Genomic DNA, 15,241 nt, shown 5'->3' on the forward strand with positions numbered 1-15,241 from the left:
GTGGACGCAAGCAAAGTGTTTTCAAGATATCGGCTTATTAGTACAGGTCAGCTCCACGAGTCTTTAGTCCTCGCTTCCACATCCTGCCTATCAACCCGGTAGTCTAGCCGGGAGCCTTCACCCTAAAAGGGATGGAAATCTCATCTCGAAGCCGGCTTCCCGCTTAGATGCTTTCAGCGGTTATCCGTTCCGAACGTAGCTAATCAGCGGTGCTCCTGGCGGAACAACTGACACACCAGAGGTTCGTCCATCCCGGTCCTCTCGTACTAGGGATAGATCTTCTCAAATTTCCTACGCGCGCAGCGGATAGGGACCGAACTGTCTCACGACGTTCTAAACCCAGCTCGCGTACCGCTTTAATGGGCGAACAGCCCAACCCTTGGGACCTACTCCAGCCCCAGGATGCGACGAGCCGACATCGAGGTGCCAAACCATGCCGTCGATATGGACTCTTGGGCAAGATCAGCCTGTTATCCCCGAGGTACCTTTTATCCGTTGAGCGACAGCGCTTCCACAAGCCACTGCCGGATCACTAGTCCCGACTTTCGTCCCTGCTCGACTTGTCAGTCTCACAGTCAAGCTCCCTTGTGCACTTACACTCGACACCTGATTACCAACCAGGTTGAGGGAACCTTTGGGCGCCTCCGTTACTCTTTAGGAGGCAACCGCCCCAGTTAAACTACCCACCAGGCACTGTCCCTGAACCGGATTACGGTTCGAAGTTAGATATCCAGAGTGACCAGAGTGGTATTTCAACAATGACTCCACCCGAACTAGCGTCCGAGCTTCACAGTCTCCCACCTATCCTACACAAGCCACACCGAACACCAATACCAAGCTGTAGTAAAGGTCACGGGGTCTTTCCGTCCTGCTGCGCGTAACGAGCATCTTTACTCGTAGTGCAATTTCGCCGAGTTCGCGGTTGAGACAGCTGGGAAGTCGTTACGCCATTCGTGCAGGTCGGAACTTACCCGACAAGGAATTTCGCTACCTTAGGATGGTTATAGTTACCACCGCCGTTTACTGGGGCTTAAATTCTCAGCTTCGCACTTGCGTGCTAACCGTTCCTCTTAACCTTCCAGCACCGGGCAGGCGTCAGTCCGTATACATCGTCTTGCGACTTAGCACGGACCTGTGTTTTTAGTAAACAGTCGCTTCCCACTGGTCTCTGCGGCCTTCAAACGCTTCAGGAGTAAATCCCTACACGCCTCAGGCCCCCCTTCTCCCGAAGTTACGGGGGCATTTTGCCGAGTTCCTTAACCACGATTCTCTCGATCTCCTTAGTATTCTCTACCTGACCACCTGAGTCGGTTTGGGGTACGGGCGATTGGAACCTCGCGTCGATGCTTTTCTCGGCAGCATAGGATCACTGATTTCGTCCGTGAGGACTACCCATCGGGTCTCAGGCTACATAGAAGACGGATTTGCCTATCTTCTGCCCTACATCCTTAGACCGGGACAACCATCGCCCGGCTCAGCTACCTTCCTGCGTCACACCTGTTAATACGCTAAACGCCTCAGCGTAGGGTCGTGTGCTAGGCCAAGACCGTCACCCCGAAGGGATCGAATCAAGGATTCAGACACTTAGCATTACTGGATTGTCTTGGGCGGTTCTTCATCGGTACGGGAATATCAACCCGTTGTCCATCGACTACGCCTGTCGGCCTCGCCTTAGGTCCCGACTTACCCAGGGCGGATTAGCCTGGCCCTGGAACCCTTGGTCTTTCGGAGGACGGGTTTCTCACCCGTCTTTCGCTACTCATGCCTGCATTCTCACTCGTGTGGCCTCCACGGCTGGTTCACACCGCCGCTTCGCTGGCCACACGACGCTCTCCTACCCATCCATACGGCTGGACCACGAAGGCCTGCCTGTAATATAAATGCCACAACTTCGGTGGCGTGCTTGAGCCCCGTTACATTGTCGGCGCGGAATCACTTGACCAGTGAGCTATTACGCACTCTTTCAAGGGTGGCTGCTTCTAAGCCAACCTCCTGGTTGTCTATGCAACTCCACATCCTTTCCCACTTAGCACGCGCTTAGGGACCTTAGATGGTGGTCTGGGTTGTTTCCCTCTCGACGATGAAGCTTATCCCCCACCGTCTCACTGCTGCGCTCTCACTTACCGGCATTCGGAGTTTGGCTGAAGTCAGTAACCTTTTGGGGCCCATCGTCCATCCAGTAGCTCTACCTCCGGCAAGAAACACGCAACGCTGCACCTAAATGCATTTCGGAGAGAACCAGCTATCACGAAGTTTGATTGGCCTTTCACCCCTATCCACAGCTCATCCCCTCCATTTTCAACTGAAGTGGGTTCGGTCCTCCACGACGTCTTACCGTCGCTTCAACCTGGCCATGGATAGATCACTTCGCTTCGGGTCTAGAACATGCGACTCATACGCCCTATTAAGACTCGCTTTCGCTACGGCTGCCCCTCACGGGTTAACCTCGCCACATATCACTAACTCGCAGGCTCATTCTTCAAAAGGCACGCTGTCACACCAACAAGGGTGCTCCAACGGTTTGTAAGCAAACGGTTTCAGGTACTATTTCACTCCCCTCCCGGGGTACTTTTCACCTTTCCCTCACGGTACTTGTCCGCTATCGGTCATCTGGGAGTATTTAGGCTTATCAGGTGGTCCTGACAGATTCACACGGGATTTCACGGGCCCCGTGCTACTTGGGATACTCTCCGGACAGGCGACGACATTTCGACTACGGGGTTCGCACCCTCTATGACTGGCCTTTCAAGACCATTCGTCTATATCGCGCTCATTGCCCTCACAGCTCGGTAGAACTGTACGGAAAGTCCCGCAACCCCGACCATGCAACTCCTACCGGATATCACACATGATCGGTTTGGCCTCTTCCGGTTTCGCTCGCCACTACTAACGGAATCGCTTTTGCTTTCTCTTCCTGTGGGTACTGAGATGTTTCACTTCCCCACGTTCCCTCTACCCGCCCTATATATTCAGGCGGGAGTCACCAGGTCACCCAAAGGGCCTGGCGGGGTTTCCCCATTCGGAGATCCTCGGATCAAAGCTCTATTATCAGCTCCCCGAGGCTTATCGCAGATTTATACGTCCTTCTTCGGCTCCAGATGCCAAGGCATCCACCGTTTGCTCTTAGAATCTTGAAATCACATGAGATTGAATCGTTTCGCCTCCCCTAGAGGAGACAGAATTGACCAATGATCTATAAATAGATCTTTGTGATCCACCGGTAAACCGGTGAATCTAAGATGCTCGCGTCCACTGTGTAGTTCTCAATATACGGGCGGTACCCCACCACCATCCACTCAGGGACGACGGAAAGGGTCCGACAAGAAACCAGACACACCAAACGGTGCGGCCCGGTCCCTCAGGACCCAACAGCGTGCAACATGCCCTCGACACCCCACACCACGTTCCCACCCCACAAGGAGGCGTACTAGCAGCACGACGAATCAACCGGCATCAATGTCAATGTTCCACCCATGAGCGCCACCACCAGGACATACGCCTGACGCGTGACTTGGCACCATTGATCTCCCTGTATACAGAGGAGAGGTGCACATGCTCCTTAGAAAGGAGGTGATCCAGCCGCACCTTCCGGTACGGCTACCTTGTTACGACTTAGTCCTAATCACCGATCCCACCTTCGACAGCTCCTCCCTTGCGGTTAGGCCACTGGCTTCGGGTGTTACCGACTTTCATGACTTGACGGGCGGTGTGTACAAGGCCCGGGAACGTATTCACCGCAGCGTTGCTGATCTGCGATTACTAGCGACTCCGACTTCATGAGGTCGAGTTGCAGACCTCAATCCGAACTGAGACCGGCTTTTTGGGATTCGCTCCACCTTGCGGTATCGCAGCCCTTTGTACCGGCCATTGTAGCATGCGTGAAGCCCAAGACATAAGGGGCATGATGATTTGACGTCATCCCCACCTTCCTCCGAGTTGACCCCGGCAGTCTCCTATGAGTTCCCACCATTACGTGCTGGCAACATAGAACGAGGGTTGCGCTCGTTGCGGGACTTAACCCAACATCTCACGACACGAGCTGACGACAACCATGCACCACCTGTATACCGACCTTGCGGGGCACACATCTCTGCATGTTTCCGGTATATGTCAAGCCTTGGTAAGGTTCTTCGCGTTGCATCGAATTAATCCGCATGCTCCGCCGCTTGTGCGGGCCCCCGTCAATTCCTTTGAGTTTTAGCCTTGCGGCCGTACTCCCCAGGCGGGGAACTTAATGCGTTAGCTGCGACACGGAGACCGTGGAATGGTCCCCACATCTAGTTCCCAACGTTTACGGCATGGACTACCAGGGTATCTAATCCTGTTCGCTCCCCATGCTTTCGCTCCTCAGCGTCAGTTACGGCCCAGAGATCTGCCTTCGCCATCGGTGTTCCTCCTGATATCTGCGCATTCCACCGCTACACCAGGAATTCCAATCTCCCCTACCGCACTCTAGTCTGCCCGTACCCACTGCAGACCCGAGGTTGAGCCTCGGGATTTCACAGCAGACGCGACAAACCGCCTACGAGCTCTTTACGCCCAATAATTCCGGACAACGCTTGCACCCTACGTATTACCGCGGCTGCTGGCACGTAGTTAGCCGGTGCTTTTTCTGCAGGTACCGTCACTTTCGCTTCTTCCCTACTAAAAGAGGTTTACAACCCGAAGGCCGTCATCCCTCACGCGGCGTTGCTGCATCAGGCTTTCGCCCATTGTGCAATATTCCCCACTGCTGCCTCCCGTAGGAGTCTGGGCCGTGTCTCAGTCCCAGTGTGGCCGGTCACCCTCTCAGGCCGGCTACCCGTCGTAGGCTTGGTGAGCCATTACCTCACCAACAACCTGATAGGCCGCGAGTCCATCCCCAACCGAAATTCTTTCCACGACCAGACCATGCGGCCAATCGTCATATCCGGTATTAGCTACCATTTCTAGCAGTTATCCCAGAGTCGGGGGCAGGTTACTCACGTGTTACTCACCCGTTCGCCACTGATCCGCCAGAGCAAGCTCTGACATCACCGTTCGACTTGCATGTGTTAAGCACGCCGCCAGCGTTCGTCCTGAGCCAGGATCAAACTCTCCATAAATGCTTAAACGCACGACCACCCGAAAGCGATCGGCACATCTAAAGCCAGACGTGAACGGGAATCGAACACGAACCAGCAAGTTTGAAACCGACAGAACAAATCATTACTGACTTGCTTGTTTGTTTAAATGTATTCCAAAGGAATCCGAAACGAGCATCCGAAGGACACCCGCAACGGGTATTTGGCATTTGACATTGTGCACGCTGTTGAGTTCTCAAGGAACGGACGCTCCCGACACCGACCATCACAGCCAGCCATCGGAGCTCACACTCCACCGCTCCCCGTGGGAGTGATCCAGACCAGAAGGCCCAGCACTCACGTCGGAAGCAGAATCAGACCCTAGCTCAGTTGATGGTAAACACGCAACCCGTAAGCCGCGGCAACTTCTGTTTCACCAGGATCAAGCCCACCAGAACAGCTCCGGAAGCATTTCGCTTCCCGCCCGTTCCGGCGACAAGAGGAGACATTACGCGGACCACCCCACCCCCGCAAAACAACCCGCATCCCGGGCGTGTCGCGGCGGCCGTGGGCGACAATGCCCGGTCACACGGGCATTCAGCCCACGGTGAGCGCGGCCAGGGTCTTCTTCCCCCGCCGGATCACCGCGAAGCGGCCGTGCAGGAGATCGTCCACGACGGCTCCCGCGTCGCCCACGGCGACGTTGTTCACGTAGACCCCGCCCTGCGCGATCGCGCGCCGGGCCTCCCCCGCGCTCGAGACGAGCCCGGTGTCGACGAGGGCCTGGATGACGGTGGTGCCGGCGGCGATGTCGGCCGAGGGGAGCTCGCCCAGCGCCGCACGCAGCGTCGACTCGTCGAGCGCACCGAGCTCCCCCTGGCCGAACAACGCCTGCGACGCGGCGATGGCGGACTCGGTGGCGGCCTGACCGTGCACCAGGGTCGTCACCTCCCACGCCAGCTCGCGCTGGGCCTCGCGCCGGAACGGCTCGGTCTCCACGGCGCGCTCCAGCTCCTCGATGCGCGCACGATCGAGGAACGTGAACACGCGGATCCGGTGGATGACGTCAGCGTCCTCCGTGTTGAGCCAGAACTGGTAGAACGCGTACGGGCTCGTGAGCTCGGGGTCGAGCCAGACGGCGTTGCCCTCGCTCTTCCCGAACTTCGTGCCGTCCGCGTTCGTGATGAGCGGGGTGCCGATGGCGTGCACGGTCGCCCGCTCACTGCGGCGGACGAGGTCCGTCCCGCTGGTGAGGTTGCCCCACTGGTCGCTGCCGCCGGTCTGCAGCACGCACCCGTGCGCGCGGTAGAGCTCGCGGTAGTCGAAGCCCTGCAGGATCTGGTAGCTGAACTCGGTGTAGCTGATGCCCTCGTCGGAGTTCAGGCGCGCGCTCACCGCGTCCTTCTTGAGCATCGTGCCCACGCGGAAGTGCTTGCCCACCTCCCGGAGGAAGTCGATGGCGCTGAGCGGCGCCGTCCAGTCCAGGTTGTTGACGATGCGGACGCCGTTGTCCCCCTCCGGGCTGAGGAACCAGGACACCTGCGCCTGCAGGCGACGCACCCAGTCGGCGACCGTCTCCGGCGAGTTGAGCGTGCGCTCCGCGGTGGGCCTCGGGTCGCCGATGAGGCCCGTCGACCCGCCCACGAGACCGAGCGGACGGTGGCCCGCCAGCTGCAGCCGGCGCATCAGCAGCAGCTGCACGAGGTTGCCGAGGTGCAGGCTCGGCGCCGTGGGATCGAATCCGCAGTAGTACGTGATGGACGGCCCGGTGAGGAGGGACTGGAGCGCCTCCGGGTCCGTCGAGACCTGCACGTACCCCCGCCAGACGATCTCCTCCCACACGTCCGGGAAGGACGGGTCGTTGCGCTGGGCGGAGAGGTGGGAGGGGATGGTGTCAGGCACTCGACCACGGTATCAGCGGGGTCGCGTCCGGATCGGGGACCGCGACGCGCGTCCACGCGATCCGTCCGGCGGCGGGCGGTGGAGGACGTGGCGCGGTGTCGGTGGCGGCCCGGAGGATCATGTCATGGGCCGACCACAGCATCAGGCCCTGAGGCTTGATCGGGGGAGATCAAGTGCTTAGCCTTGACGTGCGCCGGCATCTCCGCCGACGTGGAGGGGGTCCCGTGTTCGCCATCACCGCCGACCAGAAGTCGAGCCGCCGCGACGTCGACCGCGCGGGCACCATGCGCGACGACCTGGCCGAGCGCTACGACGGGAGGCTCGTGCTCCCGGTCGACCGCACGTCCGGCGACGAGGTGCAGGCGCTCGTCGCCGACGCCGCCACCGCGCTCGACATCGTGCTGTCGCTCACGCGGGCCGGGCGCTGGAGCGTGGGGCTCGGCATCGGCGGGGTGCGCACGCCCCTCCCCCGTGCCACGCGCGAGGCCACGGGCCCGGCCTTCATCGCCGCCCGGGCGGCCGTGGTCGCGGCGAAGCGCAGCCCGACCCGGTTCGCGCTCGCGGTGGAGCCGTCCGGCGGCTCCCCCCGTGGAGCCGTCGACGCCGCGCCGGGCGGCAGCGCGACCGTCACCCCGACCGGCGACCTCCCCGGGCCCGACGAGGTCGAGGCGCTCATCACCCTCCTGCTGCTCACCCGCGACCGGCGCACACCCCAGGGCTGGGACGTCGTCGACCGCATGGCGCGCGGCGGCACGCAGCGCGACGTCGCCGCGGCGCTCGGGATCACCCCGCAGGCGGTGAGCACGCGGCTGCGCACCAGCGGGTGGCGCGCCGAACGCGCCGCCGTCCCGGGGCTCGAAGCGCTGCTCGCGCACCTGGACGCGGGCGCGACAGCCGCGGATCCGGGCGCGCCCGTCGCCGGAGGCCACGCGTGATCCCCGTGGGCTCGCCCGCCGAGGTGACGGCCTGGATCGGCCTCTGCCTGCTCGTCACCGCGAGCCTCGTGCTGGCGATCCTGTCCGCGCGCGCACCGCGCACGGGCCCGGTCGCGGCCTCGGCCGGAGCGCTCGCCGCCGCGCTCGTGCTGGGGCTCGCGCTACTCGGTCCGGCATCGCCGCTCGTCGTGGGCTACCTCGGGATCGCCGCGATCGTGCTCGCGGTGCTGGGCGGCGGAAGCGCGTCGACCGTGGTGCTCGCGCTCGCGACGCGCGGATCCGTGCCGCCGGGCGCGTTCGGCGGGATCCTCGTCGCTCCGCGGGGTCACGAGGACGACCCGTCGGCGCTGCGCCGCCCCACCCGCGAGGTGCTGCGCGGAGGCGCGACCATCGGCATGCTCGAGCGGCTCGCCGTCGTGGTCGTGATCCTCGCGGGCTACCCCGAGGCGCTCGCGGTCGTCATCGCCATCAAGGGGGTCGGCCGGTTCAGCGAGCTGGGCGAGGCGGCGGAGGCGCGCGAGCGCTTCATCATCGGCACGCTCGTCAGCTGGCTGTGGGCGGCGAGCTGCGCGGCCGTCGTGCTCATCGTCCGCTGAGGCGGCCCGCACGGCTCACCGGCGCACCCTCGCCACGTGCGCACGGTACGGCGAGACCGTGGCATCGCCCGGGATCCAGAACCGCCAGGGGAAGAGCTCGCCCGATCCGCCGGGTCCCGACACCCCGACGCGCGGGCCCTGGGCCGGGAGCGCGAGCGGGGCATCGGGGAGGACCAGGGCGTAGGGCGGCGCGTCGAGGGGCGCCCCGTCGTCCGCGAGCGGGATGCCGAGCGCCACCGCCAGACGGGCGGGACCACGCGCGAGATCGCGGTCGCGGACGGCCGCACCCCGGCGGGTCCGCGCGATTTCCGCGCCCTCGATGATCTCGCCGGCGCGGAGCAGGACGCCCGTGCTGGTGCCCTCGGGCCCGCAGACGACGTTCGCGCACGTGTGCATCCCGTACGTGAAGTACGCGTAGAGCCGGCCCGCCGGACCGAACATCGTCGCGTTCCGGGCCCGCTTCCCCCGGAACGAGTGCGATCCGGGATCCTCGCCGACGCCGCGGTACGCCTCCACCTCGGTGAGGCGGACGGAGACGCGGCCCTCCTCCGAGTCGCGCGACAGCACCGCGCCCAGCAGTCCGGGTGCCACCTCGACCGCATCGCCGGCGAGGAACGCGAGGTCGCTCACGCGCGGATCAGAGCAGCTCGCCGTTGAGGCTCGCGACGACCACGACGAAGACGAGCACCGCGACCGCCACGCCCACCACGAGCGGCAGCAGCCAGCGGTGGCGCGGCTCCGAGCGCCCCGGGCGCCCGCCGTTCGAGAGCGTCATGCGGACGCGCTCCCCGAGGCCGTCGCCCGACGCTCGGCCGCCGCATCCGCACGGGAGCGCAGCTCGGCGACGCGGCGCACCAGCTCGGCGCGCTGCTCGTCGACGCGCACGCGCGCGGTGCCGCCCACGCCGTCGCGGCTCGCCACGGATCCCTCGATGACGAGCACCTCGCGGACCTCGGGCACGAGGTGCGGCGAGACACCCCGCAGGTCGTCGTCGGAGAGCTCCTCCAGGCCGACGCCGCGGGATTCGGCCAGCTTCACGAGCTCGCCCGTGATCTCGTGGGCGTCGCGGAACGCCACGCGGTGCTTGACGAGCCACTCGGCGACGTCGGTCGCGAGCGAGAACCCCTGCGGCGCGAGCTCGGCCATGCGGTCGACATCGAAGCGCAGCGTCGCGATCATGCCGGTGAACGCCGGCAGCAGCACCTCGAGGGTCTGCACCGAGTCGAAGACCGGCTCCTTGTCCTCCTGCAGGTCGCGGTTGTACGCGAGCGGGAGGCCCTTGAGCGTGGCGAGGAGCCCCGCGAGGTTGCCGATGAGCCGCCCGGACTTGCCGCGCGCGAGCTCGGCGATGTCGGGGTTCTTCTTCTGCGGCATGATCGACGACCCGGTCGAGTACGAGTCGCTCAGGGTGACGAAGCCGAACTCGCGCGTGTTCCAGAGGATGATCTCCTCGCTCAGCCGCGAGAGGTCGATGCCGACCTGGGCGAGCACGAACGCGAACTCGGCCACCACGTCACGGCTGGCCGTGCCGTCGATCGAGTTCTCGGAGCTGCGCGCGAAGCCGAGGTCGCGGGCGACCGCACCGGCGTCGAGACCGAGGGTGCTCCCGGCGAGGGCCCCGGATCCGTAGGGCGACACGTCGGCGCGCGCGTCCCAGTCGGCGAGACGCTCGAGGTCGCGCACGAGCGGCCAGCAGTGCGCGAGCAGGTGGTGCGCGAGGAGCACGGGCTGCGCGTGCTGCAGGTGCGTGCGGCCGGGCATGATCGCGCCGCCCGCCGCCTCCGCCTGCGCGGCCAGCGCATCCACCAGCTGGACGAGCATCGCGTGGATGGTCGCCGCGTGGTCGCGGAGGTACATGCGCACGAGGGTCGCGATCTGGTCGTTGCGGCTCCGGCCGGCGCGGAGCTTGCCGCCGAGCTCGGGACCGGCGATGTCCATCAGGCCGCGCTCGAGGGCGCCGTGGACGTCCTCATCCGCGTCGGATGCGACGAGCGTCCCCGAGCGCACACGGTCCTCCAGGGTGTCGAGCGCCTGCAGCATGGCGTGCCGCTCGGCGTCCGACAGGTAGCCGGCCGACGCGAGAGCACGGGCGTGCGCCCGGGATCCGGCGATGTCGTACGGCGCCAGCTGCCAGTCGAAGTGCGTCGACCGGCTGAGCGCGACGAGCTCGGGCGACGGACCGCCGTCGAAGCGACCGCCCCAGAGGGCGCCCGCCTCGCCGGCCCGGGAGGACGGATCCGTGCTCTCGGTCATGCGGCTACTCCGCGGCGGGCGCGGACGAGGATGCCGCGTCGTCGGCGCCCAGCGCCGCCTGCTCCACGGCGAGGTCGCGGCGCGCCGAGATCTTGCTCGGCAGGCTCCACAGCTCGATGAACCCCTTGGACAGCGACTGGTCGAACGTGTCGCCGGTGTCGTACGTCGCGAGGTCGAAGTCGTAGAGGCTCGTGTCGCTGCGGCGGCCGGTGACGACCGCGCGGCCTCCGCGGAGCGTCATGCGGATGTCGCCCGAGACGTGGCGCTGCGAGTCCTCGATGAACGCATCGAGCGAGCGCTTGAGGCCGGAGAACCACAGGCCGTCGTAGACGAGGTTCGCCCAGTCCTTCTCGACGCCCCGCTTGTAGCGGCCGAGGTCGCGCTCGATGGTGAGGGACTCGAGCTCCTCGTGCGCCTCGATGAGCGTCATGGCGGCGGGGGCCTCGTAGACCTCGCGGCTCTTGATGCCGACGAGGCGGTCCTCCACCACGTCGATGCGGCCGATGCCGTGGGCGCCAGCGGCCGCGTTCAGCTCCTGCACGATGCGCAGCGGCGAGTAGCGCACGCCGTCGATGGCGACGGGGACGCCGGCCTCGAACGTGATGGTGACCTCGGTCGCGTCCCGCAGCACGTCGGGGTCCTGCGTGTACTCGTAGAGGTCCTCGATGGGGCCGTTCCACGGGTCCTCGAGGAAGCCCGTCTCGACCGCGCGGCCCCACACGTTCTTGTCGATCGAGTACGGGCTCTTCTTGCTCTGCTCGATGGGCAGGTCGTGCTCGTTCGCGTAGACGATGGCCTTGTCGCGCGTGAGGGCGAGGTCGCGGACGGGCGCGATGGAGGTGAGGTCGGGCGCGAGAGCGGCGACGGCGGCCTCGAAGCGCACCTGGTCGTTGCCCTTGCCGGTGCAGCCGTGCGCGACGCTGTTCGCGCCGAGCTCGTGGGCGACGCGGGCGAGGTGCTTGGCGATCAGGGGGCGGCTGAGGCCCGAGACCAGCGGGTAGCGCTTCTGGTACAGCGCGTTGGCCTTGAGCGCGGGGACGATGTAGTCGTCCGCGAACTCGTCCTTCGCATCCACGACCACGGCCTCGACCGCGCCGCAGTCGAGGGCGCGCTGCCGGATGACCTCCATGTCCTCGCCGCCCTGTCCGACGTCGACCGCGAGGGCCACGACCTCCTTGCCGGTCGCGTCCTTGAGCCAGCCGATGCCGACCGAGGTGTCGAGTCCGCCGGAATATGCCAGTACCACGCGTTCGGCCATGCCGTTCTCCGTTTCCGTTGCTGAGATGTCTGAGGTGTGCGGGCGCTACGCCTGGCGCAGGAGCCAGACGAGCAGGGCCTTCTGGGCGTGGAGGCGGTTCTCCGCCTCGTCCCAGACCACCGAGCGCGGGCCGTCGATGACCTCGGAGGCCACCTCGTACTCGCGGTCGGCGGGGAGGCAGTGCAGGAAGATCGCGTCGTCGACCGCGTGCGCCATCAGCTCGGTCGTGACCTGGTACGCGCCGAGCTCGGCGAGCCGCACGGCCTTCTCCTCCTCGCGGCCCATCGACACCCAGGTGTCGGTGACCACGACGTCGGCGCCCGTGACGGCCTCGACCGGATCCGTGAGGACCCGGACGGAGCCGCCGGTGGACGCGGCGATGCGCTCGGCGTCGGCCACGACGGACTCCGACGGCACGTAGCCGGCTGGCGCCGCGATGCGCACGTGCATGCCCGCGGTGGCGCCCGCGAGGAGGTACGACTGCGCCATGTTGCAGGCGCCGTCGCCGAGGAAGGTGAGGGTCTGGCCGGCGGGGTCGCCGCGGTGCTCCCGGATGGTGAGCAGGTCGGCCAGCAGCTGGCAGGGGTGGAAGTCGTCGGACAGCGCGTTGACGACGGGGACCGTCGTGCCCGCGGCCATCTCCTCGAGGCCCGCCTGGCCGTAGGTGCGCCAGACGATGGCGGCGACCTGGCGCTCGAGCACGCGCGCGGTGTCGCTCGCGGTCTCCTTGCCGCCCAGCTGGCTGTTGGCGGTGCTGATGATGAGCGGCACGCCGCCGAGGTCCGCGATGCCGACGGCGAACGAGACGCGGGTGCGGGTCGAGGACTTGTCGAAGATGACGGCGACCGTCTGCGGCCCCGCGAGGGGGCGCTCGGACCAGCGCTCGCGCTTCAGCCGCATCGCCAGATCGAGCACCTCGGCCTGCTCGGCCGGGCTCAGGTCGTCGTCGCGCAGGAAGTGGCGGGTCATCGCATCGCTCGCTCTCGGGGGACTCGGGATCGATCAAGCCTAGGGGACGTGCGGGGGCCGTCCGGTCCGGGAGCGGCCCCGCGCGGGGGCGCCGACGGACCGACGACCAGGGGAGGGAACGGGCCGCCCCGCTCCCCCGCGATCAGCGCAGGTGCGCCAGCGCGCGGCCGAACCGCTCGCGGAAGTCGCGCACCTCCGCGTCGCCGACGATGAGCGGGGGTGCGATGCGCAGGCTGCGCGCGTTGGGGGCGTTGATGATGAGCCCCTCGCCGAGCGCGGCGGCCGCGATGCGCCCGCCGTCGTCGTGGTGGAGGCCCACGCCGATGAGGAGGCCGCGTCCGCGGACCTCGGCGATGAGCGGGGAGTCGAGGCCGGTGATGGCCGCGCGGATCTCCTCGCCCCGACGCGCGGCGTTCTCCACGAGCCCGGCGTCCTCAATCTCGGCGAGGACGGCGTCCCCGGCCGCGGTGGCCAGCGGGTTGCCGCCGAACGTGGATCCGTGCTGGCCCTTCTGGAGGAGGTCGGCCGCCGCGTCGAAGGCCACGAGCGCCCCGATGGGGACGCCGCCCGCGATGCCCTTGGCGATGGTGACCGCGTCCGGCCGCACGCCCTCGTGCTCGTAGGCGAACCAGCGGCCGGTGCGGCCGACGCCCGTCTGGATCTCGTCGAGGATGAGCAGCGCGCCGTGCTCGCGCGTGAGCTCCCGGGCGCGGCGGAGGAAGCCCGCAGGCAGGTCGACCACGCCGGCCTCCCCCTGGATCGGCTCGAGGATGAGCGCCTGGACGGTGTCGTCGATCGCGGCCTCGAGCGCCTCGAGGGTCGGTGCGATGTGCTCGACGCCGCCGGGCAGCGGCAGGAACGGCGCCTGCAGCGCGGGCTGTCCGGTGAGCGCGAGCGCGCCCATCGTGCGGCCGTGGAACGAGCCCTGGAGCGTGATGACACGCGTGCGCCGCTCGGATCCGTTGCGGCGCGCCAGCTTGAAGGCCGCCTCGTTCGCCTCGGCACCCGAGTTGCCGAAGTAGACGCGGCCGGTGTCGCCCGCGCCCGTGATCCGGCGGAGGCGTTCGGCGAGCGCGATCTGCGGCGGCGTGGCGAAGTAGTTGGAGACGTGCGCCAGCGTCGAGACCTGCTCGGTGACCGCGCGGATGAGCGCCGGGTGCGCGTGCCCGAGCGAGTTGACGGCGATGCCGGCGAGGAAGTCGAGGTACTCGCGACCGGTCGAGTCCCACACGCGGCAGCCCTCGCCGCGCACGAGCATGGCGAGCGGCGGCGGGGACGAGCGCATCATCGCGGCCTGGAAGCGGTCGGACCACTCGCTCTCGGTCTGCGTGGTGCGCCGCTCGGGCTGGGTCGTGGTCATGCGGGCACGACCTCCGTTCCGATTCCGTTCGTGGTGAAGATCTCGAGGAGCATCGAGTGCGGGATGCGGCCGTCGATGATGGCGGCCTTGGGCACTCCCCCGTCGACCGCCTCGAGGCACGCGGCCATCTTCGGGATCATGCCCGACTCGAGGGAGGGCAGCAGGGCGCGGAGCTCGTCCGCTCGGATGTCGGAGACGAGCGATCCGCGGTCGGGCCAGTCGCGGTAGAGGCCGGCGACGTCGGTGAGGATGACGAGCTTCTCGGCCCCGAGGGCCACGGCGAGCGCGGCGGCGGCGGCGTCCGCGTTGACGTTGAGCGAGACGGCCGGGTCGGACTCGTCGGGCGCGATGGACGAGACGACGGGGATGCGACCGGCGTCGAGCTGCGCGAGCACGGCCGTGGGGTCGACGGAGACGACGTCGCCCACGAGGCCGAGGTCGACCTCGACGCCGTCCACGACCGCACCGCGACGGCGGCCCGTGAACAGGCCCGCGTCCTCGCCGGAGACGGCGGCCGCCAGCGGGCCGTGGGCGTTGATACCGCGCACGACGTCGCGGCTGACCTGCCCGGTGAGCACCATGCGCACGACCTCGAGCACCTCGGGCGTGGTGACGCGGTAGCCCCCGCGGAACTCGCTCTCGATGCCGAGGCGCGTGAGCATCGCGCTGATCTGCGGGCCGCCGCCGTGCACGACGACCGGCCGGAGCCCGGCGTACCGGAGGTAGACGACGTCCTCCGCGAAGGTGCGCGTGAGCTCCTCGTCGACCATGGCGTTGCCCCCGAACTTCACGACCACGATGCGGTCGTGGAAGCGCTGCAGCCACGACAGCGACTCGATGAGCGTCGCCGCCTTCGACTCGGCCTGCGCCTGGTCGCGCTCCGCGGCGTCCTGCGTGATGGCGGTCACGTCCGTCCCGTCTGCGCC

The 15,241-nt window shown here is 66.4% G+C and carries 10 protein-coding genes and 2 rRNA genes; 2 read left to right on the forward strand and 10 right to left on the reverse strand.

What is annotated here, in order from left to right:
* Positions 1 to 17: 17 nt before the first annotated feature.
* The 3 genes from ACU4ZT_RS10410 to tyrS form a co-directional block, all read right to left on the reverse strand.
* Positions 18 to 3,137: ribosomal RNA gene (locus ACU4ZT_RS10410) — 23S ribosomal RNA — on the reverse strand.
* Between the two features lie 426 nt (positions 3,138 to 3,563).
* Positions 3,564 to 5,084: ribosomal RNA gene (locus tag ACU4ZT_RS10415) — 16S ribosomal RNA — on the reverse strand.
* The 16S and 23S rRNA genes sit together here, the layout of an rRNA operon.
* A gap of 555 nt (positions 5,085 to 5,639) precedes the next feature.
* A complete protein-coding gene (gene tyrS, locus ACU4ZT_RS10420; protein WP_270981160.1) occupies positions 5,640 to 6,944 on the reverse strand; it encodes a tyrosine--tRNA ligase in 1,305 nt (434 codons plus the stop codon).
* Between the two features lie 224 nt (positions 6,945 to 7,168).
* Here tyrS and ACU4ZT_RS10425 point away from each other — a divergent pair, with 224 nt between their 5' ends.
* Together ACU4ZT_RS10425 and ACU4ZT_RS10430 are read left to right on the forward strand one after the other, a co-directional pair.
* Positions 7,169 to 7,879, forward strand: coding sequence for a DNA-binding protein (locus ACU4ZT_RS10425; protein WP_445337126.1), 711 nt, complete (start codon positions 7,169 to 7,171; stop codon positions 7,877 to 7,879).
* Positions 7,876 to 8,475, forward strand: coding sequence for a hypothetical protein (locus tag ACU4ZT_RS10430; protein WP_445337127.1), 600 nt, complete (start codon positions 7,876 to 7,878; stop codon positions 8,473 to 8,475). Before ACU4ZT_RS10425 ends, ACU4ZT_RS10430 begins: the two co-directional genes overlap by 4 nt.
* A gap of 15 nt (positions 8,476 to 8,490) precedes the next feature.
* Here the strand turns inward: ACU4ZT_RS10430 and ACU4ZT_RS10435 are convergent, their stop codons facing one another.
* The 7 genes from ACU4ZT_RS10435 to argB form a co-directional block, all read right to left on the reverse strand.
* Complete coding sequence (locus tag ACU4ZT_RS10435; RefSeq protein WP_445337128.1) at positions 8,491 to 9,105, reverse strand: DNA-3-methyladenine glycosylase; 615 nt, start codon at positions 9,103 to 9,105, stop codon at positions 8,491 to 8,493.
* A gap of 7 nt (positions 9,106 to 9,112) precedes the next feature.
* Positions 9,113 to 9,250, reverse strand: a complete 138-nt coding sequence (locus ACU4ZT_RS10440; RefSeq protein ID WP_445337129.1) for a hypothetical protein — start codon at positions 9,248 to 9,250, stop codon at positions 9,113 to 9,115.
* Positions 9,247 to 10,728, reverse strand: a complete 1,482-nt coding sequence (gene argH / locus ACU4ZT_RS10445) for an argininosuccinate lyase (RefSeq protein WP_445337130.1) — start codon at positions 10,726 to 10,728, stop codon at positions 9,247 to 9,249. The genes ACU4ZT_RS10440 and argH overlap by 4 nt, the downstream gene beginning before the upstream one ends.
* Before the next feature lie 4 nt (positions 10,729 to 10,732).
* Positions 10,733 to 11,986 (reverse strand): argininosuccinate synthase, encoded by a 1,254-nt coding sequence (locus ACU4ZT_RS10450; protein ID WP_445337131.1) that lies wholly within the window; start codon positions 11,984 to 11,986, stop codon positions 10,733 to 10,735.
* Positions 11,987 to 12,031: 45 nt separating this feature from the next.
* A complete protein-coding gene (argF, locus tag ACU4ZT_RS10455; protein WP_063070519.1) occupies positions 12,032 to 12,955 on the reverse strand; it encodes an ornithine carbamoyltransferase in 924 nt (307 codons plus the stop codon).
* A 142-nt stretch (positions 12,956 to 13,097) separates the two neighbouring features.
* Positions 13,098 to 14,315 (reverse strand): acetylornithine transaminase, encoded by a 1,218-nt coding sequence (locus tag ACU4ZT_RS10460; RefSeq protein ID WP_270981155.1) that lies wholly within the window; start codon positions 14,313 to 14,315, stop codon positions 13,098 to 13,100.
* Entirely contained in the window at positions 14,312 to 15,223 is a 912-nt protein-coding gene (gene argB, locus ACU4ZT_RS10465; protein WP_175345450.1) for an acetylglutamate kinase, read from the reverse strand. Before argB ends, ACU4ZT_RS10460 begins: the two co-directional genes overlap by 4 nt.
* Positions 15,224 to 15,241: the final 18 nt, after the last annotated feature.

It is taken from the genome of Clavibacter davisi (assembly GCF_052751415.1).

Coding starts and splice junctions, on each gene's coding strand:
- ACU4ZT_RS10440 (WP_445337129.1), bottom strand. CDS start 9,250: ATGACGCTCTCGAACGGCGGGCGCCCGGGGCGCTCGGAGCCGCGCCAC.
- ACU4ZT_RS10460 (WP_270981155.1), bottom strand. CDS start 14,315: ATGACCACGACCCAGCCCGAGCGGCGCACCACGCAGACCGAGAGCGAG.
- argF (WP_063070519.1), bottom strand. CDS start 12,955: ATGACCCGCCACTTCCTGCGCGACGACGACCTGAGCCCGGCCGAGCAG.
- ACU4ZT_RS10450 (WP_445337131.1), bottom strand. CDS start 11,986: ATGGCCGAACGCGTGGTACTGGCATATTCCGGCGGACTCGACACCTCG.
- argH (WP_445337130.1), bottom strand. CDS start 10,728: ATGACCGAGAGCACGGATCCGTCCTCCCGGGCCGGCGAGGCGGGCGCC.